Genomic DNA, 26,212 nt, shown 5'->3' with positions numbered 1-26,212 from the left:
TGTTGACTTTTACGTAAATGCAGGAGCACAACTTACGCTCTAAATCCGATTTGGTTTAGAGCCTGGTCCGCTTGATATAAGGCAGGAATGTTGTGGTGCGCGAATATTATACGATCACGGAGTTGACGCGCGAGTTCGGTATTTCAACCCGTACTTTGCGCTTCTATGAAGATGAAGGCTTGATTGCTCCCGTGAGGCGCGGTCGCACGCGACTGTTTCGTCCCGCTGATCGTCATCTCCTGAAGCAGATTTTGCGTGGCAAGCGGCTCGGCTTTTCCATTGCCGAAATTCACGAGATCATTCAGATGTATCGCGAGCCGCCCGGCGAAACCGGGCAGCTGAAGCTGCTTATGAAGCGCGTCGAGGAAAAACGTGCTGATCTTCGGCAGAAGCGTCGTGATATTGAGGAAACGCTGGGCGAACTCGACCAGATTGAGGAATCCTGCATCGAGCGTCTTGCCGAGCTGGGGGTCAATACCTGATCAGTTTTATTGGGTGTCGGGCACCGGAGAGCACATTTGTGCGATATCCTGAACCGCGCTGTTGTTTTCTTGATCGATCTTGCCGCTGAAGACATCATCGAACAGTTTCGCCTTGTCCAGTTCCGTCACAACGCAGCCGCAGAACTGCTGGCATAGCTGTTCGCTACCGTTTTGCAGGCATGCAGCCACGCAGGATTGCGTGAAGGCTTCACGCGGTGTCGACTGCGCGGGAGGCATCAGTTGCGAGAATACATAAACCAGTCCAATCAGTACCGGCTGATGAATGAGATAAAACGCCAGGCTATGCCTGCCGATGAATGTTAGTGGCTTTTCAAGAAACTGAGGTTTGATCCCGCCAGCCAATAGCTGGAGCCAGCCGAAACGTTGAAACATGCGAGCGGCAGCTATACCGAGGAGAACCGCTCCGAACCACGGAAACAGCGGTACGTAGTCATTAGAGCGCGGCGTCACGGTCGAAAGTCCGACCCAACTCAGTGCAGGATTATTGAAAATATCGGCGCGTGCATAAAGCGGGGCGCTGATGACCAACGCGGCAAATATCAATGTTGCAATGGCAGGCAAACGCAGGAACAGAAGGCCGAGCACACTTGCCAGAGCGATCTGGTGAAGGATGCCGAAGAAGATAAAACTGTCCGGCGACATGTACCATGTGACGGCTGAAATCGCGGCTGCGGCAACAGCGATCTGCACCAGGCGTTTCGCCATAGGCTTCCAGCGAATTCCATTGCCATGTGCCAGAACAAGGCTGAAGCCGACCAGAAACAAAAAGCTCGATGCAATACAGCGGGCGAAAAGCTTCCATCCGCCGTGAGCGGTCGTGGCAGGGGCCATATAGCCAAAAAACTCAAGATCCCAGCCAAAGTGATAGATCGCCATGGCGATCAGCGCGATCCCGCGTGCAATATCGATGCGCCCGAGGCGAATACGGGACGAAGTTACGGTATCTTGAAGCGCTATGTTAGACATGGTTCCTTCCGACTGGATAGCAATGTCTAGAGCGGTCCAGTTAAAACAGGGTCGTTGGAGCCGCTCTAAATATTAGTTTTATCGCATTATCCTACGCAAAACCGCTTCGCACTTCTGGCACGAAAATGCTCAGTTGTTTTTCGATTCCCGGCAAATCTCTAACACAGCCTTTTGCAACACTATAGTATGCGGGCGCACACGGATTCGTGCTGGCATTGGCGCACGCAAAGGGCCTGATATTGGAGGGTTTGGTTGTTTTATAGTCTTTCGAAGATTTTCTGGCTGTTCTTTCAACCTGTTACGATAATCCTCGTTCTTGTTCTGATTGCCTTTCTGGCCATGTGGCGCGGCTTCCGGCGGTTCGGGTTGGGCGCGCTGGGGCTGTCGATTGTCATTTTATTTCTTGCCGCTTTCACGACACTGGGTTCCGTTCTGCTTGCCCCACTGGAAGATCGTTTTGCGAAGCCCGATGACATGCCACAACACGTGGAGGGGATCGTCGTCCTTGGCGGCTATATGAACGGCGACATTAATGCCGGGCGCAAAGGTTTCGAGTTGAATAGTGCGGCTGATCGCATTTTCGAGGCAATGCGGTTGGCGAGACTATATCCAGACGCCAAGGTCATTGTTTCCGGAGGAGACGGCGCCTTTTTCGAAGAATCTGCAAAAGAGGCGGATAGCACCCGACAGATGCTGATAGATCTCGGCTTTTCCGGTGAACGCTACATCTATGAAAACAAGTCCCGGAACACGGTTGAGAATGCGATTTTCTCAAAGGAACTGGCCCAGCCCAAGCCCGGCAAAACGTGGCTTCTGGTGACTTCCGCATATCATATGCCGCGATCCGTTGGTTGTTTTCGCAAGGCGGATTTCGACGTTGTCGCCTGGCCGGTAGACTACAAGACGCGCGCCAGCGAGCGCTTCGCACTCTATCTCGAATCCCCGAATGAAGCGCTTTCGCGCTTCAGCGTGGCCATGCGCGAGTGGGTAGGGCTTGCCGCTTACTGGATGGCGGGCAAGACAGATATGCTTCTGCCTCAACCCTGATGCCGCAATTCTGTCGCCACTTTAAAGCTTTTGTTAAGGTTATCTGTTGGTAACTGATTGATACAAAAAGAATTTTTGAATCGCATATGCGGTGCTGGAAACCTGCTGCCGTAATTCAGCCGTTTTTCGTCGTTGCGTTCCGTTGATCACGAAGCTATATGATTGGTAACAGCGTTGTGAAGGACGCTGTGTAAAAGTGTTGCACAACAAGGTTGCCAAAATCTCCATGGACGAAACCGTTCAAAAATCCTGCTGGGGCGTCACGCTCTGGGCAGTCATTGGTCTCGCTGCTGTCATTCTCATGGCCTACCTGTTCTCCGTCTAGAAGTCAGGCGGCGTTACGTATTCCGGAAATTTGATGCCGCATTTCGGCATTCCGTTTGCGTTGATCCTTTCCTACACTATCTGATAGAGTTACGCGGTTTTCGCGTTAGCGACTTTTTGCCGGTTTTTGTCTAAAATGGACGATCAGGTAAATCGCAAGCGACGCTGCGATCAGGAATCAATCAGCCACATGATGGCTGTAGAAGGTGTGGAATGTTTCTGTCGGTTTTCGATCTTTACAAGATTGGCATTGGGCCTTCCAGTTCGCATACGATGGGCCCAATGACGGCTGCGCGCATGTTTCTCAACGAGGTAATCGGCGGAAACTGGCCACGGCCTGCGCATTCGAAAATCCACCGGTTGAAAGCGAGTCTGCACGGCTCTTTGGCCTATACAGGCGTCGGGCACGCAACGGATCGAGCCGTCATTCTGGGGCTTTGCGGTTATTTGCCGGATACGATTGATCCCGACATTATGGACGTAGAGGTTGAGAAGGTGTTCGCCGAGAAGAAGGTGAAACCCGAAGGGCATCCGGCCTATCATTTTGATCCAAAGGTCGATCTCGTTCTGGATCGGAAGACACCTCTGCCGGGACATGCCAATGGCATGGCTTTCTCTGCATACGACGCTGATGACAATCTCCTGTTACGTCGCGCTTATTTTTCCATCGGTGGCGGCTTTGTCGTGACGGAAGAAGAACTGAGCCGTGTGCAGCGCAGTGGTGCGAAGCAGGACGACAAGGCTGATGTGCCGTTTCCGTTCCGTAGCGCCGCTGAGATGCTTGAGATGGCCCATGACAGCGGGCTGTCGATTGCTGAAATGAAACGAGCCAATGAAGAAAAGCATATGGCTCGTGGTGATCTGGATAATGGTCTCGACCGTATTTGGGGAGCCATGCGCGGCTGTATCGAGCGCGGACTGAGCCGGGACGGTGTCATGCCTGGCGGTTTGAATGTCCGCCGGCGTGCGCGACAGCTTCACGACAAACTGCAGGACGACTGGCGCAATAACCGCAGCAATCCGCTTCTGGCAAATGACTGGCTGTCGGTTTACGCGATGGCGGTCAATGAGGAAAACGCGTCCGGCGGTCGGGTAGTGACTGCACCGACAAATGGCGCCGCAGGCGTCGTACCAGCAGTTCTGCGCTATTACCTGCATTTTCATGACGATGCTGATGAGAAAGGCATCCGCGATTTTCTCCTGACGTCTGCCGCAATTGGCGGTGTCATCAAGCACAACGCATCGATTTCTGGCGCGGAAGTTGGTTGTCAGGGCGAAGTAGGATCAGCATCGGCAATGGCGGCAGCGGGTCTTGCCGCTGTGCTTGGCGGATCGCCTGAGCAAATTGAAAATGCTGCTGAAATTGCGCTCGAACACCATCTTGGCATGACCTGCGACCCGGTTGCCGGGCTTGTGCAGGTACCGTGCATAGAACGCAACGCGCTTGGTGCGGTGAAGGCCGTGACCGCAGCCTCCCTTGCTGTAAAGGGCGACGGCAAGCATTTTGTGCCGCTCGACGCCTGTATCGAGACGATGCGCCAGACCGGTCACGATATGAGCGAACGTTACAAGGAAACCAGTCAGGGCGGCCTTGCCGTGAATGTGGTCGCCTGTTGATTCGCAATTCTCGATAGAATGCGACGCTTCAGGCTTGAAGCGCGCATTCGTCTTGGCTAAATCACCTCTATGGCTCTCAATCTCGTCAAACTTTGCGTCGGCTGCGACAGTATCGAAGATCTCGCGGCTTGGATCGATTTCCGTCTTGCGGAACAGCGCGCTGCCGGTTTGGTGCCGGAACAGTTTCATACGACCAGAATGGTACCCAAGCGGATCGACGAACTGCTGGAAGGTGGTTCGCTCTACTGGGTTATCAAGGGCAATGTCCAATGTCGCCAGCGATTGCTTGACGTGCGTCCGTTCACGGACGAGCAGGGCATTAATCGTTGCCACCTTGTTCTCGAACCCAAGGTCATCCCGACCGAGTGGCAGCCGCGCCGCGCCTTTCAGGGATGGCGCTATCTGGCAGAAAATGAAGTCCCGCGCGATGAAGCCGCCGGTAAAGCGGGCAGGGCTGCCTTGCCCGCAGAGCTGCGGCAGGAGTTGGCGGCTCTGGGATTGCTCTAAAGCCAACCTATTCATGAAAAAGGACCTGCCGGTTTATCGACAGGTCCTTTTTCATTCCATCTGTGATTAATCAGTTTTCTATCGTCAGGCGGACTGAAACCCGGTCGAAATTCACCGGCAAGGTCATCCGCATGGACGCCCGTGGTTGAACTAGTCGCTTGTTACGTGCCGCATGGCAGACAAGCAGCCCGACCAGATCTTTGGTCTGAAAGCCGGTACCGCGACGGACATCGGCAATTCGCAGTGCAGCCTGCTTGAGACCTTGCACCGAGAACAGTGCGCCCAACGCTGAAGTCTTACCTTCATCCTGTGTCCAGTCGGCTGTTTTGAACGGCGGCTGGCCGAAAGTTTCTCTCATATTTGACATCTCGAAACCCTCTACGCACTACAAATTCGGGTTTGAAGCTGGCAACGAGGGGGCAAGACCCCTCGCAATCGATTAGTTCGCGACTGCATAGCAGCCGAAGTTTTTCTTCTTCAGCGAGGCGCATGCATCCCACGCGGCCTGCTTGGAGGAGAAGCCGACGAAACGTGCGCGGTAGAAAGTTGCACTACCCTTGCTGAAGGTCTCGGTATAGGGCGATGCGGCGCGCAATGTACCGCCTGCCGTCGCCGAAGCCTTTGCCAGCATGTCACGCGCCTGGCCTTCGCTCGGCAGGGAGCCAATCTGGATAGCCCACCCACCGGCAGCGGGGGCCGAGGCGGTGGTAACCGGATCGACATCCTGCGGCTGTGCAGATGGGACTGCGGCCTTCGGCATTGGACGAACAGCCGCTTGAGCCGCCAGTGCTGCCGGACGCGCAGTTGGAGCTGCAAGTGCCAGAACTTGTGGCTGGTCGCTGTCGCCTTCGCCGCTTTCATTGTTGATGACATCTTCCACGGCAGCGGCCTGACGCGTTACTGGAACAGGGGCATTCCGGGCCTTGGGAAGATCGACTGAAGCAACCACCTGCGGTGCATCGTTGCGCATTGCGACGAGCGGCGCAGCGTTGCGGCTACGCGTTGCCATAGGAAGATATTTGCGAATGAGCTGAGCCATGTGGGCGTCACGGCTTGCACCGGTATTTCCACCCATCACGACAGCTACCAGTCTACGACCATCCAGGCTGACCGAGGAGGCCAGATTGTAGCCCGATGCATTGGTGTAGCCGGTCTTGATGCCATCCACGCCTTCAACGCGGCCGAGCAAACGGTTGTGGCCATTGATGGTCTGGCCGCGGAAAACGAAGCTGCGACGCGAGAAATAGGAAAATTCATTCGGGAAGTGCTGACGGAGCGCGATGCTGAGAATCGCCATGTCGCGTGCGGTCGTATGCTGCGCCATGTTCGGCAGACCCGATGCGTTACGGAAGGTTGTGTTACGCATGCCAAGACGACGCGCTTTCGCGGTCATCATCTGGGCAAATCGTTCTTCAGAGCCTCCGAGATATTCGCCGACAGCAGTTGCTACGTCGTTGGCCGATTTCGTAATCATGGCCAGCGCCGCATCTTCAGCACGAATGCTCTGTCCCGAACGGAATCCGATTTTCGTAGGCGGACGTGCGGCTGCATAAGCGGACACGGGGATACGTGTATCCTTGTTCATGCGACCGGCCTGCATTGCCTCGAACAACATGTACAGGGTCATCATTTTCGTGAGAGACGCGGGATAACGCTGGGCATCCGCATTTGAAGCGAAAAGCGTTTTGCCGGTATTCGCATCGATTACGATAGCTGCATATCTATCGCTCGCCGCTATTGCCGGTATCGTTGTCGAAGCTGTTGAGCACCCCGTTACAACTGCAAGAAGAAGGGTGGCTTGCGCCGCTCTTTTCAAGGCATATGCGACTTTACTAAATGCGGTACGCACGATGATGACCTACCTGTATCCCGGATTTTTTGAACTGCGGCACAAAAGGCACACAGCGTCTAATTCGGTGATCCTACTGCCATCAGCGTTACCAATCCGTTTATGGTAACCGCGTTGTTCATAAATTTCGGAAAAAAATCGAGACGGTTGTCGCGTCCGTGGCCAATCGATACCCGAAAAACATCGCTCACTCACGCATATGTGTTTTCAGGAGGCTGCTCCTGCTTCACGAGGGTGGAAACTGTTTCCGATAACAAAAAAACTCGCTTGCGCGAGTTTAGTTTTGCTGCTGTCCTGACTAGGTAGGAGAGAAGGGCAGCTCTTTGAAACGGATGCGTTTTAAAAATATCTGATCTTACCTTATCCAAAATACATGAATTAATTTTTAGGTTATGTGAGGAATTTAGTATTTTTTTCGCGTTCGCTAAACGGCAATATGTTCCCCCCTTGCTATAGGGGCCGCTTTTTTGTGGTCAATTATTTGCGTCTATATTTGTGGGCTCACGATCAATCCAGCTATTTACATAGGGCTGTTTGGCCAAGGCCTATCGTTCGGACGATGCCATATAACTGTGTCAAGCCGCGTTATTGCAATAAGTCCCGGTTGCAAGTGCCAATGAAGGGCTTAAAATCACCACATGACGACCTACATAATAGGGCAAGTTGGGTCAGGCAGATGGGCATCCGGGTAATAGGTTTCATGAGGCATCTCGATATAGTCATGCAAAGCAAGACCGACGGCGGAAATGGTCCGGAAAACGGCACCGTTGTGGTTACGCGTACACAGCCGAAAACCAAGAAGCCCAGTCTCTATCGTGTCCTGCTCCTCAACGACGACTACACACCCATGGAGTTCGTCGTTCATGTCCTGCAGCGGTTTTTCCAGAAGAACCAGGATGATGCCACGCGCATCATGCTGCATGTTCACAATCATGGGGTCGGCGAGTGCGGCGTATTTACATACGAAGTCGCCGAAACCAAAGTCAGTCAGGTCATGGATTTCGCCCGCCAAAACCAGCATCCGCTGCAATGCGTGATGGAGAAAAAGTGAGGTCATATGCCATCGTTCTCCCCAAGCCTTGAAAGGGCCCTGCATCAAGCCCTCACAATAGCAAACGAGCGGCATCACGAATATGCGACGCTCGAACATCTTTTGCTTGCCTTGATCGACGATCAGGATGCGGGCGCAGTGATGCGTGCCTGCAGCGTCGACCTTGAGCATCTCAAACGTATCGTTACTGATTATATTGATCGCGAACTTGATAATCTCGTCACAGGTTATGACGAAGATTCGAAGCCAACTGCCGCTTTCCAGCGCGTTATTCAGCGCGCGGTCATCCATGTGCAGTCCTCGAACCGCGAGGAAGTAACCGGTGCCAATGTGCTCGTTGCTATTTTCGCGGAGCGGGAAAGCCATGCTGCCTATTTCCTCCAGGAGCAGCAGATGACCCGTTACGATGCCGTGAACTATATCTCGCACGGTATCTCAAAACGGCCGCAGAGCAACGAAACCCGTCCCCCGCGCGGCGCGGAAAGTGCCAGCGAAGAACGCACCAGTACGGAACAGGAAGAAAGCGCCAAGAAGAAGCAGGATGCGCTTTCCGCTTATTGCGTCAATCTGAATGAAAAGGCCAAGGCCGGGCGCATTGATCCGCTGATCGGGCGTGATAGTGAAATCAACCGCACTATTCAGGTGCTTTGCCGCCGTTCGAAGAACAACCCGCTTTATGTGGGTGATCCAGGCGTCGGCAAGACTGCGATTGCCGAAGGTCTTGCCAAGCGGATCGTTGAAGGACAGGTGCCGGAAGCACTTGCCGACGCGACGATTTTCTCGCTCGACATGGGGACGCTTCTGGCTGGCACGCGCTATCGCGGTGACTTCGAAGAACGTCTGAAGCAGGTCGTCAAGGAACTCGAAGAGTATCCGGGCGCGGTTCTGTTCATCGATGAGATTCATACGGTCATCGGCGCTGGTGCCACGTCTGGCGGTGCCATGGACGCATCGAACCTGTTGAAGCCGGCGCTTTCATCTGGTGCGATCCGCTGTATCGGATCGACGACCTATAAGGAATATCGTCAGTTCTTCGAGAAGGACCGTGCCTTGGTGCGTCGTTTCCAGAAGATCGATGTCAACGAGCCTTCGATCCCGGATGCGATTGAAATCATGAAGGGGCTGAAGCCCTATTTCGAGGACTTCCATAAGGTCAAGTACACGGTCGATGCTATCAAGACGGCGGTGGAATTGTCTGCGCGTTATATTTCGGATCGCAAATTGCCAGACAAGGCAATCGATGTGATCGACGAAACAGGCGCCAGCCAGATGCTTTTGCCTGAAAACAAGCGCAAGAAGACCATCGGCGTGAAGGAAATCGAAGCGACAATCGCGACGATGGCTCGCATCCCGCCGAAGTCGGTATCGAAGGATGACGAACAGGTTCTGTCGCATCTGGATGCTGAGCTGAAGCGTGTCGTCTATGGTCAGGATCTGGCGATCGAAGCGCTGTCGGCCTCGATCAAACTCGCTCGTGCGGGATTGCGCGAACCGGACAAGCCGATTGGCTCCTACCTGTTCTCAGGCCCGACCGGCGTTGGCAAGACGGAAGTCGCCAAGCAGCTGGCAAGTTCGCTTGGTGTGGAGCTCCTGCGTTTCGACATGTCGGAATATATGGAACGTCACACCGTCTCACGGCTTATCGGTGCGCCTCCCGGCTATGTCGGCTTCGATCAGGGTGGTCTCCTGACAGATGGCGTCGATCAGCATCCGCATTGCGTGTTGCTGCTCGATGAAATCGAGAAGGCGCATCCGGATCTGTTCAACATCCTGTTGCAAGTAATGGATCATGGCTCGCTGACCGATCACAACGGCAAGAAGATCGACTTCCGCAATGTGATCCTGATCATGACCACCAATGCCGGTGCGTCGGATATGGCGAAGGCCGCAATCGGCTTCGGTTCCACGCGACGCGAAGGCGATGACATGGAAGCGATCAACCGCTTGTTCACGCCTGAGTTCCGTAACCGACTGGATGCGATCATTCCGTTCGGTCCGTTGCCGGTTCCGGTCATTCATCAGGTCGTGCAGAAGTTCGTGCTTCAGCTTGAGGCACAGCTTGCCGAGCGTGGCGTGACTTTCGAACTGACCGAAGGCGCGATCGCCTGGCTGGCTGACAAGGGTTACGACGAACGCATGGGCGCACGTCCGCTTGCGCGGGTTATCCAGGAACACATCAAGAAGCCGTTGGCTGATGAAGTGCTGTTCGGAAAACTCAAGCATGGTGGAACGGTCCGTGTGGATGTCGTGACGAAACCGGACGGAAAGACCGATTTGTCGCTGGAAAGCGTGGCTGATAAGCCGGTAAGTCCGAAGAAGGATATCCCTGCTGAAAAGAAGCAGCTGCAACGCAAGAAGGCTGTTCCGAAGAAGGCAGAGAAGGAAAAAGTACTGGCGGGCAAGGACGAGCCAGCGCCGAAATCCTCGTCGAAGGCTTCGGCAGCTAAATCTTCGGTGCCGAAAGTGCCACGTAAGAAGTAACAAGCAATCGAAACGGCCCTCTCTGAGGGCCGTTTTGTTTTGAGCACGAGACGAGCCCGAACGAAAACTGAGGTTTTCCGATCTGAGCGGCAGAAACCGCGTGCAACTGCGTCGATGCTTGCTCTAACGTGGCTCTATGCCACCGATTCATTCCGATCATCCCGAGCAAAGTTCAGAAGATCATCGTCATCTGCGATGGTTCTTGCGCGGCTGCACGCGCATTTGCAGCATTCCAGCTCTATTATTAATGAGTTCGTTTATCGGTTTTGCGGGACTGGCAATTGAAAGCGGCATCACCGTTGTTCAAGCCGTCTTTATGACGCTGACTATATGGGCGCTTCCGGCAAAGGTTGTTCTGATTGGTGCGATCAGCGCAGGTGTGGCTTTACCTGCTACGGCTCTCGCCGTGGGACTTTCGTCCGTGCGTTTGATGCCGATGGTGGTCGCACTACTTCCCGAGTTGCAGGGACCTAAAACGCGGAAGCTGACATTGATGGCCCTTTGTCATTTCGTTGCCGTCACCGCTTGGGTCATGGCCATGGAAGAGCTGCGCAAAATCCCGCGTGATATGCGAACCAGTTATTTTGCCGGAATCGGTATGGTTCTGGTGGGAACCAATGCAATTGTCGTGGCTATCGTCTATTCGTTATCGACGTCTTTTCCGCCTATCGTTTTCGCTGCACTTTTCATGCTGACGCCGATGTATTTTCTGACGTCGCTCTGGCGTTCGGCGAGAGAACGGGCAGGGCAGGTCGCAATGATTTCCGGGATCGTTCTGTTTCCCATATTTCATCATGTGACACCGGGCTATGACCTGTTGATTACGGGTGTTCTCGGTGGGCTGATAGCCTTCGGCTTTCATCTGATGCGCCGCATATCGGTAGGAGCCGCCAAATGAACTGGGACAGTTTTTCGACCTGGTGGTGGCCGTTTTTGTTTATTCTGCTGGCTGGCGCACTTCCAACCTATCTGTTCCGCGTGATGGGCGTGCTGGTTGGCGGGCGCGTGCGGGAGGATTCTGAGGCACTTGTTCTGGTTCGCTGCGTCGCAACAGCCCTGGTTGCCGGTGTTATCGCGCAGCTTATTCTTTATCCCAATGGAGAATTGGCCAACTCGCCGCTCTGGCTCCGCGCAGGTTCCGCCGTTGCAGGATTTGCCGCCTTTCTCATTACCGGCAAGCGATTGCTTGTCGGTGTGCTGGTTGCGGAAATCCTGCTGGTAATCGGCCTGCTTACACTTTGAAAGTGTGAGTCATATCAAAGCGCTGCACGAATCTTTTCAGCGTTTGCAGAAAGAACGGCTGCGTCTTCCATCTGTCCGGTATGGGGCTTGAGCGCCACGCCTTCAAAGCGCGGGATCACGTGGAAATGCAGGTGATAGACGGTCTGACCAGATGCCGGTTCGTTGAACTGCATGACTGTTACGCCATCGGCATTGAATGCCTTCTTCACGGCCTGTGCGATTCTCTGCACGACTTGAACGACGCTCGCAAGAGTTTCCGGCTTGGCATCAAGCAGATTGCGGGACGGTGCTTTTGGCACAACCAGCGTGTGGCCCGTGCCTTGCGGCATTACATCCATAAAGGCAATGACGTCGTCGGTTTCGTAAACACGGGTGGACGGGATTTCGCCGCGCAGGATTTTGGCAAAGATATTGTTGTCGTCATAGGTGGCGGACATGCGTTTCTCTCCAATGCGAAATTTTTGACGGGATCAGATCGCATCAAGTCCCGTCAGGCAAGGTGGATGGGTTCAACCACCCCTGAATGGTGAATGCTCTTCCAAAGCATTTTGAATTTGTTCGACTTCGCGACGTTCATGATCGAGATAGTCGCGCACAGCGTTTCGAAAGCCTTCATGGACGATGTAATGTGCCGAATGGGTCGTGACCGGCATATAGCCACGGGCGATTTTATGCTCGCCCTGTGCTCCAGCTTCCACGACGCTGAGCTGTCGATCAATCGCAAAATCGATTGCCTGATGATAGCAAACCTCGAAATGCAGGTATGGGTGATCTTCGATGCAGCCCCAATGACGGCCGAAAAGTGTATCGCCACCAATGAAGTTGATCGCACCGGCAATGTAATGTCCATTACGTTTGGCCATGACGAGCAGAATGTCTTCCGCCATGCTTTCGCCGATCAGTGAATAGAATTGCCTGTTCAAATAGGGCCGTCCCCATTTGCGGCTGCCGGTATCCATATAAAACGCGAAGAAATCATCCCAGACGGCTTCTGTGAGATCGCTACCGGTTAGCCAATCGATTTCGATGCCATCCGACAGGGCTTCGCGCCGCTCTTTTTTCAACGCTTTGCGTTTTCGCGATACCAGCTCATTCAGAAAATCATCGTAGCTTTTAAAGCCGTTGTTTTTAAAGTGAAACTGCTGATCCATGCGATGGAGAAATCCTGCACGCTCCAGCGCGTTGATCTCATCGGGCAGCGCAAAGGTGACATGAGCAGACGAGACCCCGGACTGATCAGCCAGCTCCCGCAATCCGCCGGCCAGCGCCAGTCGAACGGTTTCACTTTCATAGGCGATATGATTGAGGAGACGCGGACCGGTAGCTGGTGTGAAAGGCACTGCGGCTTGAAATTTTGGATAGTATCGTCCACCGGCGCGTTCGAAAGCGTCAGCCCACCCATGGTCAAAGACATATTCTCCCTGACTATGTCCCTTGAGATAGTTCGGCACAGCACCGATGAGGCGGCCCTGATTATCTTCAAGGCGCAAATGGCGCGGAAGCCAGCCCGCTTTCTGCGAAACCGAGCCTGATTCTTCCAGAGCAAGCAGGAAATTGCGGGTAATGAATGGATTATAATGCGCGTCCTGCCGGGAGGTCCCGACAAGACTGTTCCATTCATCTGCCGTGAATTCGCTGATATTCTCAACGACACGGAGAACAAAACTTTGCTCATTCTGCGGATCTTCGTCGTTCACCGCTATTCCTTTGCCGTTATCGCGCATATTTTGCGGCGCTCGGCGTGTTGTCGTCAAGCTAGGAGGGCGCGTGGATCAAAGCCTTCGAACGTGATCTGGTCGACATTGAGATCGCTATGCTTCTGCACTTCGCGATCTCGCACCGTCCAGCTGATCACCGGCATTTGCAACTTCTCCCGAACGAAGGTGACGAACGGGTTCGGCAGGTGATGAACATTATAGGAGACAAAGGAGATGCCATGCGCCAGCATGGAGAAATGCCTCTCGAAATCTTCCACGCGCGTACCTTCAGCGGTAAGACCCCCGGGAATTCCCGGAGCGTCCGTCGAAAACCGGCGGATCAGATGGTGGTCGAAAGACATGATCGCAGCTTCGCCCTTATAGGACGCCAGTTCTTTGGCGACAGCGGCAACCAGACCGTCGTCTTTGCCTTCGATACCCTTCAGCTCGATGACGAGAGGAACACGACCATCGACCAGATCAAGCATCTGGCGAAGCGTTGGCACATGATCTGCGGTGCCGCCGATCTTCAGTGCGGTGGCTTCGGCAAGCGTCAAATCGCTGATGTAGCCTTCATAACCAGCAAGGCGTTTCAGTTCATCGTCGTGAAAGACGACAGCACCGCCGTCACGGGTAAGATGCACATCGCATTCGATAGCAAACCCCGCTTTGGCTGCTGCCTCGAACGCTGAAAGGGTGTTTTCCCAGCGCTCTTTATTGAGATCGTGCAACCCGCGATGGGCAACGGGACGTTTCCTGATCCAGTCGATAGAAGTCATGTCAGGCAACCTCGATGATCGCTTCTATTTCGACAGGTGCATTGAGGGGCAGGCTCGCAACGCCAACAGCCGAGCGGGCGTGTTTTCCAGCATCGCCGAGAACCGCCACGAGGAGATCGGAAGCGCCATTGGCCACAAGGTGCTGTTCCACGAAATCGGGCGTGGAGGCCACGAAGGCAGTAATCTTCACAATGCGCTTGATGCGGCCAAGGTCACCGAGAGCGGCCTTTGCCTGGGCAAGGATATTGACAGCGCAGGCCCGCGCCGCAGCTTGTCCATGCGCAACCGTCAGCTCATCACCGATCTGACCCGTATGCACAAGCTTGCCGCCTTCCAGCGGGAGCTGGCCAGATGTGAGAAGCAGCGAACCGCTTTGCGCAAAAGGAACGTAGTTGGCAGCGGGGGCCGCTGCTTCCGGAATGGATATACCCAGATTTTTAAGGCGGCTGTCGATTGTGTCGGTCATTGCATTAATCCTTGCTTGCAAAGGTACTTCGCGATCTACCTATAGGCAGAATCGGTGAAGCTTTTGGGAAGGGTGCGTTTTTTGCCTCGCTTCCGCCACGAGTTTTTTTATCATGCTCGTCAACTCATCGGGAGATTCATGTATGCGTTTTTTCAAGAGTGCGGTTGCGGCGAGTGGAACGGCTGCTTGTGTATGGGCCGGATTTGCTGGTGTCGCTCATGCGGCCTCGACGGTAACGTTGGTTCCACATCGCGCAGTCTATGATCTGACTCTGGATCGCGCCGATGAAAAGTCGGGAATCAGTGGTTTGACCGGCCGTATGGTCTACGAGTTCAATGGATCTGCATGTGAAGGCTACACTACCAATTTCCGTTTCGTGACGCGGATCGATATGGAAGAACAGCCGCAGCGCGTGACCGACCAGCAGACGACGACTTTCGAAGGTGCAGACGGAAAGAACTTCCGTTTCGTCAACAAGACCTTCGTGGACAAGGAACTGGTCAAGGAAGTGCGCGGTGACGCCAAGCTCGAGGGTGGCAAGACAGTCGTTGAATTGAGCAAGCCGAAAGAAAACAAGCTTGACCTCAAGGGGACGCAATTTCCGACTGGACATATGGAAGAACTGATCGGCAAGGCGGAGGCCGGGCAGAAATTCTACCAGACGTCGCTTTTCGATGCTTCCGAAGATGCTGACAGGGTGGTTGCTACTACGGTTGTTGTTGGCAAGGAGCAGTCTCTGCCGGACGAGGAGACCAAGGTCATGGGCAAATTTTCCAAGGATCAGGTCTGGCCGGTGACGATTGCCTATTTCGATGACAAGGAAAAGCAGGACGGCTTGCCAATCTACCGTATCAATTTCAAGCTTTATCGCAATGGTATTACCCGCGACCTCACTATGGATTATGGAGATTTCTCCATGCGCGGAAAGCTTGTGAAGCTTGATGTGTATGATGCGGCAAAGCAGGCTGCGACGTGCAAATAAGCACGCTGGCTGGCGTGTTTGTTCGTCTGTTCGATGCTATATTGTGTAGACGACTTGCAATTTACGGCGCGATCAGTTAACAGCGCGCCTATTCCACACACGGGATTGGGCTTTTGTCGGGAGAAATCCGGCAAAAACCTCCGGTGGCGAGAAATCGCCTCAGCCCGTGGAGGTTAAACCGGAAAAGGAAAATAAAGATGGCATTGCCTGATTTCAGCATGCGCCAGCTTCTGGAAGCTGGTGTTCACTTCGGCCACCAGACCCATCGCTGGAACCCGAAAATGGCGCCATACATCTATGGTGACCGTAACAACATCCACATTCTCGATCTGTCCCAGACCGTTCCTCTGCTGCACAATGCGCTGAAGATCGTTTCGGATACGGTTGCTCGCGGCGGTCGCGTTCTGTTCGTCGGCACGAAGCGTCAGGCTTCGGACATCATCGCCGATGCTGCCAATCGTTCGGCACAGTACTACGTCAATGCACGCTGGCTCGGCGGCATGATGACCAACTGGAAGACGATCTCCAATTCGATCCAGCGTCTGCGCAAGCTCGACGAACTTCTGGCTGGCGAAGCTCAGGGCTTCACCAAGAAGGAACGTCTGAACCTTGAGCGCGAGCGTGAAAAGCTTGACCGTGCCCTCGGCGGTATCAAGGACATGGGTTCGGTTCCGGACCTGATGTTCATCATCGACACCAACAAGGAAGCGATTGCTATTCAGGAAGCCAAGCGTCTTGGTATTCCGGTTGTCGCAGTGATCGACTCGAACTGCGATCCAGACCAGATCGACTACCCGATTCCGGGCAACGACGACGCCGCACGCGCTATCGCTCTCTATTGCGATCTGATTGCTCGTGCTGCTCTCGACGGTATTGCTCGCCAGCAGGGTGCAATGGGCATCGACGTCGGTGCGCAAGCTGAAGCTCCGGTTGAGCCAGCCCTCGAAGCTCCGGCTGAAGGCGCTTAATCGGCGTATGATTTCATCCATCCGTCATATCTGTGATAGGGCGGGTGGATAATCTCGTTTCATCCCGGTGCGGGATTGTGATTCCTGAAGTGCAATGCTCGGTCCAATCGCGATCCAGAAACCAAGCGCCGGTTAAAAGTTGGCACACCCATCCGGTGTGCCTTCGCTTTCATGAAAGGCGATATCATGAGCATTTCCGCATCTCTCGTCAAAGAACTCCGCGACCTCACCGGCGCCGGCATGATGGACTGCAAGACAGCACTTGCTGAAACCAATGGCGATATTGAAGCTGCCGTTGACTGGCTGCGCGCCAAGGGTATTGCAAAGGCTGACAAGAAGGCTGGCCGTACGGCTGCCGAAGGTCTGGTTGGCGTTGCAGCTTCCGGCAACAAGGCTGTTGTCGTTGAAGTCAACTCCGAAACCGACTTCGTTGCCCGCAACGATGCTTTCCAGGATCTGGTCCGCAAGATCGCTCAGGCCGCTCTGTCGACCGACGGTTCGACCGAAGCAGTTGCTAATGCCAACGTTGACGGTAAGACCGTTACCGAAACGGCAAAGGACGCTGTTGCCACCATCGGTGAAAACATTGGCTTCCGCCGTTCGGCTGCGCTGACCGTCTCGCAGGGCGTTGTCGCGACCTACATCCACAATGGTGTTGCTGATGGCCTCGGCAAACTCGGCGTTCTCGTTGCAATCGAAACCGCTGGCGATGCAGAAGCTGCAAATGCATTTGGCCGCCAGGTTGCCATGCACGTTGCTGCAATCAACCCGCTGGCTCTGACCGCTGAAGACGTTGACCCGGCTGCTGCCGAGCGCGAAAAGGCGATCTTCATCGAGCAGGCCCGTGAATCCGGCAAGCCGGACAATATCATCGAAAAGATGATCGAAGGCCGTATGCGCAAGTTCTACGAAGAAGTTGTTCTTCTTTCGCAGGCTTTCGTCATCAATCCTGATCTGACGGTTGCTGCTGCCCTCAAGGAAGCTGAAAAAACCATCGGTGCACCGGCCAAGATCACCGGCTTTGTCCGTGTTGCTCTCGGCGAAGGCATCGAGAAGGAAGAAACCGATTTTGCTGCTGAAGTAGCTGCTGCCGCTAAGGGCTAATCGGTTATTGCCTGAAAAGGCTTTTGATTATGTAGGGCATCGCGTGACAACGCGGTGCCCTTCGTGTATCGGAACCCGAACACAACCACTTGATCACAATCTGCGGAGAGCATCCAATGTCCGGTAAGCCCGCCTACAAACGCGTCCTTTTGAAAGCCTCTGGCGAGGCATTAATGGGCAGTCAGGGCTTTGGCATAGATGTTTCAGTAGCAGACCGTATTGCGAACGATATCAAGCAGGCTCGGTCGCTTGGTGTGGAAGTTGGCGTCGTGATCGGCGGCGGTAATATTTTTCGTGGCGTTGCTGTAGCCTCCAAGGGCGGAGATCGCGTTACAGGCGATCACATGGGCATGTTGGGCACGGTCATCAACTCGCTGGCGCTACGCACCTCCCTTCACAAGATTGGTGTCGATTCTGTCGTGCTTTCGGCCATAGCCATGCCTGAAATTTGTGAGAGCTTCTCGCAGAGACAGGCGACGGCTTATATGGATGAGGGCAAGGTCGTGATCTTTGCTGGCGGCACCGGAAATCCATTCTTTACGACGGATTCGGCTGCAGCTCTTCGCGCCGCAGAAATTGAAGCGGATGCGTTGTTGAAGGGCACGCAGGTTGACGGAATCTATTCCGCCGACCCGAAGAAGGACCCGAACGCAACGCGTTTTGACAGTCTGACGCACAAAGAAGTTCTCGATCGCGGGCTTGCAGTCATGGATACAGCCGCTGTTGCCCTTGCGCGTGAGAACAACATTCCGATAATAGTCTATTCCATCCATGAAAACGGCGGCTTGGCCGAAATTCTGCAAGGCAAGGGGCGCTGCACGATCGTTTCCGATAATTGATCGACCTTTGCTGCGTATCGAAGGAGAAAATGCATGAGTGATGCTTTCGACATCAACGACCTGAAACGCCGCATGGAAGGCGCCATCAACTCTTTGAAGCATGACCTTAACGGTCTGCGCACGGGCCGTGCTTCTGCAAGCTTGCTGGAGCCGATCGTGATCGAAGCCTATGGCTCGACAATGCCGATCAATCAGGTTGCCAATATCACTGTTCCCGAATCGCGTATGCTTTCGGTTTCCGTATGGGACAAGAGCATGGTGGGGGCTGTGGAACGCGCAATTCGCGATTCCGGTCTTGGTCTCAATCCTATCACTGATGGCACGACGCTGCGCATTCCACTGCCGGAATTGAACGAACAGCGCCGCAAGGAATTGGTCAAGATTGCACATCAATATGCTGAGCAGGGCCGTATTGCTGCTCGCCATGTTCGTCGCGACGGCATGGACACACTGAAAAAACTGGAGAAGGACAGCCTCATCAGTCAGGATGATGGTCGCGTCCTGTCCGAAAAGGTGCAGAAGCTGACCGACGAAACCATCGCTGAGATGGATAAGGTCGTCGCTGTGAAAGAAGGGGAGATCATGCAGGTCTAGGACTTGCATGGTTTTCATTGAGGGAGAGCTTCGCCATGTCCGATCCGCGCCACATCGCCATTATCATGGATGGCAATGGCCGTTGGGCGAAGGCACGCAATTTGCCACGCAGCGCCGGACACCGGGCGGGCGTGGAAGCTCTTCGTGAGACTGTACGGGCAGCCGGGGACCGTGGCCTCGGCTACCTTACATTGTTTGCGTTCTCTTCAGAAAACTGGTCCCGCCCGAGCGGTGAGGTAAATGACCTTCTGGGCCTGCTGAAGATTTTCATCCGTCGTGATCTCGCCGAATTGCACCGCAATAATGTGCGGGTCAGCATTATCGGCGAACGCGAGGAACTTGCCGCGGATATCCGTGCGCTGTTGGTCGAAGCGGAAACGCTTACGCTTCGCAACACGGGCCTCAATCTGATCATAGCTTTCAACTACGGTTCCCGCGATGAGATAGTCCGTGCCGTTCGGAGCCTGGCGCGCGATGTCGCTGCTGGGTTGCTTGATCCGGCTTCTATTTCCAGTGAACTGATTTCCGCAAATCTCGATACCGCCGGGATACCTGATCCGGATCTCATCATCCGTACGAGCGGGGAAATGCGCCTGTCGAATTTTCTGCTCTGGCAAGCGGCGTATTCCGAGTTTCTGTTCCTGCCAATTCATTGGCCAGATTTTCGATCCTCCGATCTAGATGCAGCCTATGAGGCATTTCGCCAGCGCGAGCGTCGATTCGGCGGTGTTGAAGTACGCGCCGGGCTGGAAGAACGTGAAGAAAAAATCGCATGCCCTTCGACCAAGGGGGCGTCTGTATAAAGTGGTTCCAGAGGGGTGGAACGACTGAGAATGCTCTAATATGGCGCAAGCCAGTCCGTCGAAAGGTCTCAATGTCCAATCTGCAAACCCGCATCATTACCGCCATTGTTCTCGGTGCAGCCGCCTTGTGGCTGACATGGGTCGGCGGTTTGGGTTTTACGCTGTTTTCGATTGCAATCGGATTGGCCATGTTCCACGAATGGACGAGCCTGACAGCGCCGAAACAGACATTGTTTTCGCAGGTGTTCGGTTGGGGCTGGCTGGTGCTTACAAGCATTTTGCTCGTTTTGGACCGGAGCGCCTTACTGACGATTGGTGTTCTGTTGGTGGGTACTCTCCTTCTTCTGGTTACACAATGGCGGACAGGGCGCGGCTGGCCGGCAGCGGGGCTTTTCTATGCGGGTTTCTCCGCAATTTCGCTTTCCCTTCTGCGCGGAGATGAGCCTTTCGGCTTTACAGCCATCGTTTTCCTCTTCGCTGTTGTCTGGTCCACCGATATCGCAGCCTATTTTAATGGCCGGGCGTTGGGCGGGCCGAAGCTGGCTCCTCGCTTCTCACCGAACAAGACGTGGTCCGGCGCCATTGGCGGTGCCGCTGCTGCTGTAGCTGGTGGCATTCTGGTCGCATCTCTTGTGGCCGCACCCGGCAGCTGGCTCGTACCGCTGCTCGCATTACTGCTGTCTATCGTTTCGCAGATCGGTGACCTTGCAGAATCATGGGTGAAGCGCCAGTTCGGCGCAAAGGACTCAGGACGTCTTTTGCCGGGACATGGCGGTGTTCTGGATCGTGTCGACGGGCTTGTTGCTGCTGCCGCACTTTTGTACCTGTTTGGTGCAATTTTTGCCGAGCCAGACGTACCGTCCGCGATATTCTTCAGTTTCTAAGGGTGAGACGGATGAGTTTATGGGATTACTCAAAACTCGTTCAGCGCTTATATCCGAGGGATGCAAATGTCGGAATCAGACCACTAGCGTTGTGTAAGGAGTAGTGATTTGCAGGAGGCATTGGCCTTTTTTCTGGGTGGCGAAAGCCTGCTTGTCGGGACCATCATTCCATTTCTCTTTGTTCTGACCGTTGTGGTTTTTGTCCATGAGATGGGCCATTATCTGGTTGCACGCTGGTGCGGCATTGGCTCACAGGCTTTTTCTATCGGATTTGGACCTGAACTGATCGGTTTCACGGACAAGCACGGAACGCGGTGGAAGATTTCCGCCATTCCATTGGGGGGCTATGTCAAGTTCATCGGAGATGAGAGCGCCACCAGTTCTCCAGTCGACGTCGATAATGCAAGCTTGAGTGCAGATGAGCAGCAAAGAGCGTTTCACACCCAGCCTGTATGGAAGCGTGCGGCGACCGTCTTTGCCGGCCCCGCTTTTAATATCATTCTGACGATTGTTATCTTCAGTGTTTTCTTCGCACTCTATGGGCGTCAGATTTCTGATCCGCTTATTGCTGGCGTCCAGCCCGGCAGTCCTGCAGCAGAGGCCGGGTTTGAGGCTGGAGATCGCTTTATCAGTGTCGACGGTGAAAAGATCACAACTTTTTCCGATGTGCAGCGTATCGTGTCTGGCCGCGCAGGAGACAAGCTGAACTTCACGGTCGAGCGTGACGGCAAGATGGTTGACCTGCAGGCCGTTCCGGCAATTGTCGAGCGAACCGACCCGCTTGGAAACAAAATCAAGCTTGGCGCCATCGGCGTGGAAACCACGGAAGCCGTCGGTAATTTCCGCCGGATTGAATATGGTCCCCTCGAATCAGTGGGACAAGCTGTCATGGAAACAGGCTATATTATCAGTCGCACGGGTGAGTTCTTCCAGCGTTTCGCCGTGGGGCGTGAGGATAAATGTCAACTCGGCGGTCCGGTGAAAATTGCTAATATGGCTGGCAAGGCGGCAAGTCAGGGTTTTGACTGGCTCATTCAGTTGATGGCGATGTTGTCTGTCGGTATTGGGCTTTTGAACCTGTTTCCGTTGCCTCCACTTGATGGCGGTCATCTGGTTTTCTATGCAGTGGAAGCCATAAAGGGTAGTCCGGTATCTGCTGCAGCGCAGGAAATTTTCTACCGGGCAGGGTTCCTACTTGTTATGGGATTCATGGGGTTCGTACTTTTCAACGACCTGTTTGCCTGCTAGATGACTCTCCGGCTGGCTCAGGTGGTGATCTTGGGGATCGGTGCAGGCTGGAGAGTTCCAGTCAGCTAACCGCTATGATGCATATCTTCTCCGGCGAGGATCGGGGAAGGTGTTAAACAGAAGTGAAAATTGGGAGTGACTGCTGGAAAAGCTAAGCGATTTGTTTACCATAACGCTTAAATCGCGTGGCGCGGATGCCACGCTGGTTGCTTAAGTAAACAGAATTTAACCGTGACGCTTGCTTGTATGGAAAAACCGGGTATGACGGTTGTATCTGTACGTGCTTTTCTGGGTTAATCGCCCCGGGGACAGAAAGAAACGAAGGTTCGGAAAGCCTATGACGGCAAGTTCTAAATTCTTTGGCGCCGCTTCTGCGCTCGCCATGTCAGTGGCTCTTGTGGCTTCGGGTACTGCTGCACTCTCGCTGGCTTCGGTCAATGTTGCCGAGGCTGCTGTCGTTAGCCGTATCGAGGTACGCGGTAATACACGCGTCGACGCACAGTCCATCCGTGACAACATCGATATTCGTCCGGGCAAGGCCTTCACCAGCGCTGATATTGATGCTGCGGTGAAGCGTCTGTTCGCGATGGGTCTGTTCTCGGATGTTCGCATCAATCAGTCCGGCAGCACGCTCGTCGTGAATGTTTCTGAGCGTTCCGTCGTCAATAACGTCCTTTTCCAGGGCAACAAGAAGATCAAGGATCCTGATCTTACTCGTGCTGTTCAGCTCAAGCCGCGTTCGCCTTACGACGCAGCGACCATGGAGGCTGACGTTGAAGCCATCAAGGGAGCCTATGCGCATATCGGGCGCAGTGATGCGACTGTAAATGCGCGCACGGTTGATCTTGGTCAGGGACGTGTAAACGTCGTCTATGAAATCAATGAAGGCTCGCGCACGAAGATCGCAAATGTCGATTTCGTCGGCAATCAGGCATTCAGTGCCCGTCGTCTGCGCGACGTGATCTCGACCAAGCGTTCGAATCCGCTTTCGTGGCTGACGCGTAACGACGTTTATGATGAAGGTCGTCTTCAGGCTGACGAGGAAACGCTCCGTCGTTTCTATTACAATCGCGGCTATGCGGATTTCCGTGTCATCTCGTCGAATGCGGTTCTTGATCCTTCCACGAACGAATACACGATCACCATCACGGTTGATGAAGGTCAGCGCTATACGTTTGGCAATGTAAGCGTCGAGAGCAACGTTGACGGTGTTGACGGGCAGGCTCTGGATCATCTGGTCAAGACCCGCTCGGGCAAGCCTTACAGCGCCAAGGAAATCGAAGATTCAGTTCTTGCTGTTACTGAAAATGTTGCCGGTAGCGGTTACGCTTTCGCCAAGGTTGAGCCACGTGGTGATCGCGATTTCGACAATCATACGATCTCGGTCGTTTATAGTGTTGACGAAGGTCCGCGCGCTTACATTCAGCGCATTGAAATCCGCGGCAACGACAAGACCCGTGACTTCGTGATTCGTCGCGAGTTCGACATGAATGAAGGCGATGCCTTCAATCAGGTTATGGTGCAGCGCGCGAAGCGACGTCTCGAAGCGCTTGACTTCTTCCAGACAGTCAATATCTCGACTGCACCGGGCTCGGAACCAGATCAGGTCATTCTGGTGGTTGATGTTGTCGAAAAGTCGACGGGTGAATTCTCGATCGGCGGCGGCTACACGACTGGCGGTGAATCTCCAGGTGCACAGGTTGAAGCTGCTATCACCGAGCGTAACTTCCTTGGACGCGGCCAGTACATCCGTATTAGTGCGGGTGCCGGTCAGGACGATATGCGCAATTACGGCCTGTCGTTCACCGAGCCATATTTCCTCGGATACCGTCTCTCGGCTGGTTTCGATGTGTTCCGCCGTTCGTACCGTGTGAACGACGATTATGATGTTGAACAGACCGGTGGCACGATTCGTTTTGGTCTGCCAATTACGGACAATTTCTCGGCCGGTATCGCGTATAATCTGGTTCAGGAAAAGTATGATCTGTTCCGTCCGGACAGAGAGAGCTACTATGCGCCAGCGCTGTTGGAGGCGGCTGAAAATAGCCCGTGGATTCGTTCTTCGATCAGCTATTCGCTGACCTACAACTCCATTGATGACATGAAGAATCCGCATGACGGTCTTTATGGCAAGTTCACGCAGGAGTTTGCCGGTCTGGGTGGTGATGCGAAGTACATCAAGACGACCGCCAAGGCTAACTACTACAAGACGCTTTCTCAGGAAGCCGATATCGTCGGTATGCTGGGCGTCGGTGGTGGTTATATCCATGAGTTTGGTAACGACGGTGTTCGCATCTTCGATTTGTTCAAGAACAATTCGGACATCATTCGCGGCTTCAAGTTCAACGGCATAGGTCCATATCAGGACGCTCTGGACGGAAGACGTTACTGGTTGGGCGGTACGACCTATTTCAACGGTACGGCTGAAATTCAGTTCCCGATGCCGCTCGTTCCGGAAAGCCTTGGTATCCGTGGCGCTTTGTTCGCAGATGCGGCAACGCTTTACGGTAACAATACCGATGGTGCTCTCGGCGACGACAAGAAGCTTCGCGCTTCGGCAGGTGTAAGCTTGATGTGGGCTTCTCCGTTCGGCCCGCTGCGCTTTGACTATGCGTTCCCGATCGCGAAGGCTGATACCGACAAGGTTCAGAACTTCAACTTCGGTGTTTCGACCAAGTTCTAATAGATTTGCCTTTTCCCGGGGTGTAACAACCCCGGGGAAGAAAGTGTTTTGATGGCAGATCCTGTTTTTTTCGCGCCTTCGCGTGAACTCACGATTGGCGATATAGCAGATTTTACCGGTGCAAGACTTCGTGATCCGAAGCTTGCACCGCGTTCTGTTGCGCGTCTTTCTTCTCTTAAAGATGCTGCTGATGGTTCTCTTGTTTTTGTTGAAGGCAAGAAGAACGCGGACGGTCTCTCCTCGATCAATGCTGCAGGTGTACTGTGCACGGAATCCGTGCTGGACAGTGTACCGTCGCATATAGCTGCGCTCGTTACGCGAAATCCGCAGCGAGACTTTGCGTCGGTCGGTCGGATGCTGTTTCCGGCCTCGGTCAGACCTGTCAGCTGGTTTGGAGAAACAGGCGTTTCTCCAGCAGCGATTATTCACCCGACTGCGCATATCGAAGATGGTGCAACCATTGAGGCGGGTGCGGTTATCGGCAAGGGTGTAACTGTCGGAAGTGGTACACTGATTGCCTCAACGGCGGTTATTGGCGAAGGCAGCCAGATTGGTCGTAACAGCTATATTGCACCGGGCGTGACCGTCCAGTGTGCGTTTATTGGCAACCAGGTTTCGCTTCATCCAGGTGTGCGAATTGGACAAGACGGTTTCGGCTACGTTCCAGGTCCGGCCGGTTTGGAGAAAGTTCCCCAGCTTGGCAGAGTCATTATACAGGACAATGTCGAGATTGGTGCGAATACGACGATTGACCGTGGCTCGTTGAACGATACCGTTATTGGTGAAGGTACTAAGATTGATAATCTCGTCCAGATCGCTCACAACGTGCGAATCGGTCGTTTTTGTATCGTTGCAGCTCATTGCGGCATCTCAGGTAGCTGTGTCATTGGCGACCAGACGATGCTGGGTGGACGTGTAGGACTTGCCGACCATTTGATTATCGGCTCGCGCGTGCAAATTGCCGCTGCGAGCGGTGTTATGAATGACATACCCGATGGTGAGCGCTGGGGTGGTATTCCTGCGCGGCCTATCAAGCAGTGGTTCCGTGATATTGCGAACATTCGCAGCATGGGGCAATCGAGAAAGGAGCAATCCTCTGATGAGTGATGCAAATCAGACCAAGCTGGAAGCAGCGGATATCCAGGATCTTCTGGCAGTGTTGCCGCATCGCTATCCATTTTTGCTGATCGACCGGATTGTTGATATTGACGGCGACGTCTCAGCAACCGGCATCAAGAATGTGACGATCAATGAGCCGCATTTTACAGGGCATTTCCCTGAAAAACCGATCATGCCGGGTGTATTGATCGTGGAGGCCATGGCGCAGACGGCAGGTGCTATTTCTCTGCTTCAGCGCAAGACTGGACGTCCCGGTGTTGTTTATTTCATGACTATAGATAATGCGAAATTCCGTCGCCCGGTCATACCGGGAGATAGACTTTTGCTTCACGTAAAGAAGGTCAAGCAACGCGCAAATATTTCCAAATATGAATGCATCGCCGAGGTCGACGGTGTAAAGGTTGCGGAAGCTGAAGTCGCTGCAATGATCAGCACAGCTGAAGAAAGCCAGTGAGCATA

Annotated in this window: 27 protein-coding genes; 20 read left to right on the top strand and 7 right to left on the bottom strand. The window is 54.0% G+C overall.

Going from position 1 to position 26,212, the window contains the following annotated elements; translation table 11 throughout:
* Positions 1-95 precede the first annotated feature (95 nt).
* On the top strand, positions 96-482 hold the full coding sequence (locus F9K94_RS03240) for a MerR family transcriptional regulator (protein WP_010659960.1): 387 nt from the start codon (positions 96-98) through the stop codon (positions 480-482).
* Positions 483-488: 6 nt separating this feature from the next.
* Here the strand turns inward: F9K94_RS03240 and F9K94_RS03235 are convergent, their stop codons facing one another.
* Entirely contained in the window at positions 489-1,469 is a 981-nt protein-coding gene (locus F9K94_RS03235; protein ID WP_151643639.1) for a heparan-alpha-glucosaminide N-acetyltransferase, read from the bottom strand.
* 252 nt (positions 1,470-1,721) lie between these two features.
* Here F9K94_RS03235 and F9K94_RS03230 point away from each other — a divergent pair, with 252 nt between their 5' ends.
* From F9K94_RS03230 to F9K94_RS03220, 4 genes are all read left to right on the top strand, one after another.
* Positions 1,722-2,516 carry a YdcF family protein gene (locus F9K94_RS03230; protein ID WP_151643637.1) on the top strand — a complete coding sequence of 265 codons (795 nt, stop codon included), beginning with the start codon at positions 1,722-1,724 and terminating at the stop codon, positions 2,514-2,516.
* Positions 2,517-2,712: 196 nt separating this feature from the next.
* Entirely contained in the window at positions 2,713-2,841 is a 129-nt protein-coding gene (locus tag F9K94_RS24810; protein ID WP_255362358.1) for a hypothetical protein, read from the top strand.
* A 212-nt stretch (positions 2,842-3,053) separates the two neighbouring features.
* Entirely contained in the window at positions 3,054-4,457 is a 1,404-nt protein-coding gene (locus tag F9K94_RS03225) for an L-serine ammonia-lyase (protein WP_061346187.1), read from the top strand.
* A gap of 69 nt (positions 4,458-4,526) precedes the next feature.
* Positions 4,527-4,964 carry a DUF1489 family protein gene (locus tag F9K94_RS03220; RefSeq protein WP_010659965.1) on the top strand — a complete coding sequence of 146 codons (438 nt, stop codon included), beginning with the start codon at positions 4,527-4,529 and terminating at the stop codon, positions 4,962-4,964.
* 70 nt (positions 4,965-5,034) lie between these two features.
* On the opposite strand, the gene F9K94_RS03215 is transcribed toward F9K94_RS03220, so the two are convergent.
* Together F9K94_RS03215 and F9K94_RS03210 are read right to left on the bottom strand one after the other, a co-directional pair.
* Positions 5,035-5,331 (bottom strand): hypothetical protein, encoded by a 297-nt coding sequence (locus F9K94_RS03215; protein ID WP_151643635.1) that lies wholly within the window; start codon positions 5,329-5,331, stop codon positions 5,035-5,037.
* 72 nt (positions 5,332-5,403) lie between these two features.
* A complete protein-coding gene (locus F9K94_RS03210) occupies positions 5,404-6,813 on the bottom strand; it encodes a D-alanyl-D-alanine carboxypeptidase family protein (RefSeq protein ID WP_151643634.1) in 1,410 nt (469 codons plus the stop codon).
* A gap of 721 nt (positions 6,814-7,534) precedes the next feature.
* Between F9K94_RS03210 and clpS the strand changes: the two genes are divergently transcribed.
* From clpS to F9K94_RS03190, 4 genes are all read left to right on the top strand, one after another.
* Positions 7,535-7,864, top strand: a complete 330-nt coding sequence (clpS, locus tag F9K94_RS03205) for an ATP-dependent Clp protease adapter ClpS (protein ID WP_061346484.1) — start codon at positions 7,535-7,537, stop codon at positions 7,862-7,864.
* A gap of 6 nt (positions 7,865-7,870) precedes the next feature.
* The gene (gene clpA, locus F9K94_RS03200; protein WP_151643632.1) at positions 7,871-10,345 is read left to right on the top strand and encodes an ATP-dependent Clp protease ATP-binding subunit ClpA; all 2,475 of its coding nucleotides are present in this window, start codon (positions 7,871-7,873) and stop codon (positions 10,343-10,345) included.
* 136 nt (positions 10,346-10,481) lie between these two features.
* The gene (locus F9K94_RS03195) at positions 10,482-11,243 is read left to right on the top strand and encodes an AzlC family ABC transporter permease (RefSeq protein WP_151643630.1); all 762 of its coding nucleotides are present in this window, start codon (positions 10,482-10,484) and stop codon (positions 11,241-11,243) included.
* A complete protein-coding gene (locus F9K94_RS03190) occupies positions 11,240-11,587 on the top strand; it encodes an AzlD domain-containing protein (RefSeq protein ID WP_151556448.1) in 348 nt (115 codons plus the stop codon). Before F9K94_RS03195 ends, F9K94_RS03190 begins: the two co-directional genes overlap by 4 nt.
* A gap of 14 nt (positions 11,588-11,601) precedes the next feature.
* Here F9K94_RS03190 and F9K94_RS03185 read toward each other — a convergent pair whose 3' ends face one another.
* The 4 genes from F9K94_RS03185 to F9K94_RS03170 all read right to left on the bottom strand — a co-directional run bounded on the left by F9K94_RS03185 (position 11,602) and on the right by F9K94_RS03170 (position 14,529).
* Positions 11,602-12,024 (bottom strand): HIT family protein, encoded by a 423-nt coding sequence (locus F9K94_RS03185; RefSeq protein WP_151556449.1) that lies wholly within the window; start codon positions 12,022-12,024, stop codon positions 11,602-11,604.
* 72 nt (positions 12,025-12,096) lie between these two features.
* The gene (locus F9K94_RS03180; RefSeq protein ID WP_151643628.1) at positions 12,097-13,284 is read right to left on the bottom strand and encodes a GNAT family N-acetyltransferase; all 1,188 of its coding nucleotides are present in this window, start codon (positions 13,282-13,284) and stop codon (positions 12,097-12,099) included.
* Between the two features lie 53 nt (positions 13,285-13,337).
* Complete coding sequence (locus F9K94_RS03175; protein WP_151643626.1) at positions 13,338-14,063, bottom strand: glycerophosphodiester phosphodiesterase; 726 nt, start codon at positions 14,061-14,063, stop codon at positions 13,338-13,340.
* Position 14,064: 1 nt separating this feature from the next.
* Positions 14,065-14,529: a RidA family protein gene (locus F9K94_RS03170; protein ID WP_006471616.1), complete on the bottom strand. Its 465-nt coding sequence runs from the start codon at positions 14,527-14,529 to the stop codon at positions 14,065-14,067.
* A gap of 142 nt (positions 14,530-14,671) precedes the next feature.
* Here F9K94_RS03170 and eipB point away from each other — a divergent pair, with 142 nt between their 5' ends.
* The 11 genes from eipB (at position 14,672) to fabZ (ending at position 26,207) form a co-directional block, all read left to right on the top strand.
* Entirely contained in the window at positions 14,672-15,511 is an 840-nt protein-coding gene (gene eipB / locus F9K94_RS03165) for a cell envelope integrity protein EipB (protein WP_061346197.1), read from the top strand.
* A 197-nt stretch (positions 15,512-15,708) separates the two neighbouring features.
* Positions 15,709-16,479, top strand: coding sequence for a 30S ribosomal protein S2 (gene rpsB / locus F9K94_RS03160; protein ID WP_010659976.1), 771 nt, complete (start codon positions 15,709-15,711; stop codon positions 16,477-16,479).
* 186 nt (positions 16,480-16,665) lie between these two features.
* Entirely contained in the window at positions 16,666-17,583 is a 918-nt protein-coding gene (gene tsf / locus F9K94_RS03155) for a translation elongation factor Ts (RefSeq protein WP_151643624.1), read from the top strand.
* Between the two features lie 116 nt (positions 17,584-17,699).
* Complete coding sequence (gene pyrH, locus F9K94_RS03150) at positions 17,700-18,422, top strand: UMP kinase (RefSeq protein WP_151556454.1); 723 nt, start codon at positions 17,700-17,702, stop codon at positions 18,420-18,422.
* Positions 18,423-18,455: 33 nt separating this feature from the next.
* Positions 18,456-19,016 (top strand): ribosome recycling factor, encoded by a 561-nt coding sequence (gene frr, locus F9K94_RS03145; protein WP_010659979.1) that lies wholly within the window; start codon positions 18,456-18,458, stop codon positions 19,014-19,016.
* A gap of 35 nt (positions 19,017-19,051) precedes the next feature.
* Positions 19,052-19,819 (top strand): isoprenyl transferase, encoded by a 768-nt coding sequence (locus F9K94_RS03140; RefSeq protein ID WP_061346199.1) that lies wholly within the window; start codon positions 19,052-19,054, stop codon positions 19,817-19,819.
* Between the two features lie 71 nt (positions 19,820-19,890).
* Positions 19,891-20,703: a phosphatidate cytidylyltransferase gene (locus tag F9K94_RS03135; protein WP_151643622.1), complete on the top strand. Its 813-nt coding sequence runs from the start codon at positions 19,891-19,893 to the stop codon at positions 20,701-20,703.
* A 108-nt stretch (positions 20,704-20,811) separates the two neighbouring features.
* Positions 20,812-21,951 carry an RIP metalloprotease RseP gene (rseP, locus tag F9K94_RS03130; protein WP_061346201.1) on the top strand — a complete coding sequence of 380 codons (1,140 nt, stop codon included), beginning with the start codon at positions 20,812-20,814 and terminating at the stop codon, positions 21,949-21,951.
* Positions 21,952-22,288: 337 nt separating this feature from the next.
* Positions 22,289-24,634: an outer membrane protein assembly factor BamA gene (gene bamA, locus F9K94_RS03125; RefSeq protein WP_151643620.1), complete on the top strand. Its 2,346-nt coding sequence runs from the start codon at positions 22,289-22,291 to the stop codon at positions 24,632-24,634.
* A 51-nt stretch (positions 24,635-24,685) separates the two neighbouring features.
* Positions 24,686-25,741, top strand: coding sequence for a UDP-3-O-(3-hydroxymyristoyl)glucosamine N-acyltransferase (lpxD, locus tag F9K94_RS03120; RefSeq protein WP_061346203.1), 1,056 nt, complete (start codon positions 24,686-24,688; stop codon positions 25,739-25,741).
* Positions 25,734-26,207, top strand: coding sequence for a 3-hydroxyacyl-ACP dehydratase FabZ (gene fabZ, locus F9K94_RS03115; protein ID WP_061346204.1), 474 nt, complete (start codon positions 25,734-25,736; stop codon positions 26,205-26,207). Before lpxD ends, fabZ begins: the two co-directional genes overlap by 8 nt.
* The last annotated feature ends 5 nt before the right edge of the window (positions 26,208-26,212 follow it).

It is taken from the genome of Brucella tritici (genome assembly GCF_008932285.1).
In the GTDB taxonomy this organism is placed as follows: Bacteria; Pseudomonadota; Alphaproteobacteria; order Rhizobiales; family Rhizobiaceae; genus Brucella; species Brucella tritici.
The sequence above is the reverse complement of the archived record's forward strand: the minus strand, read 5'-3'. Positions and strand labels throughout refer to the sequence as shown.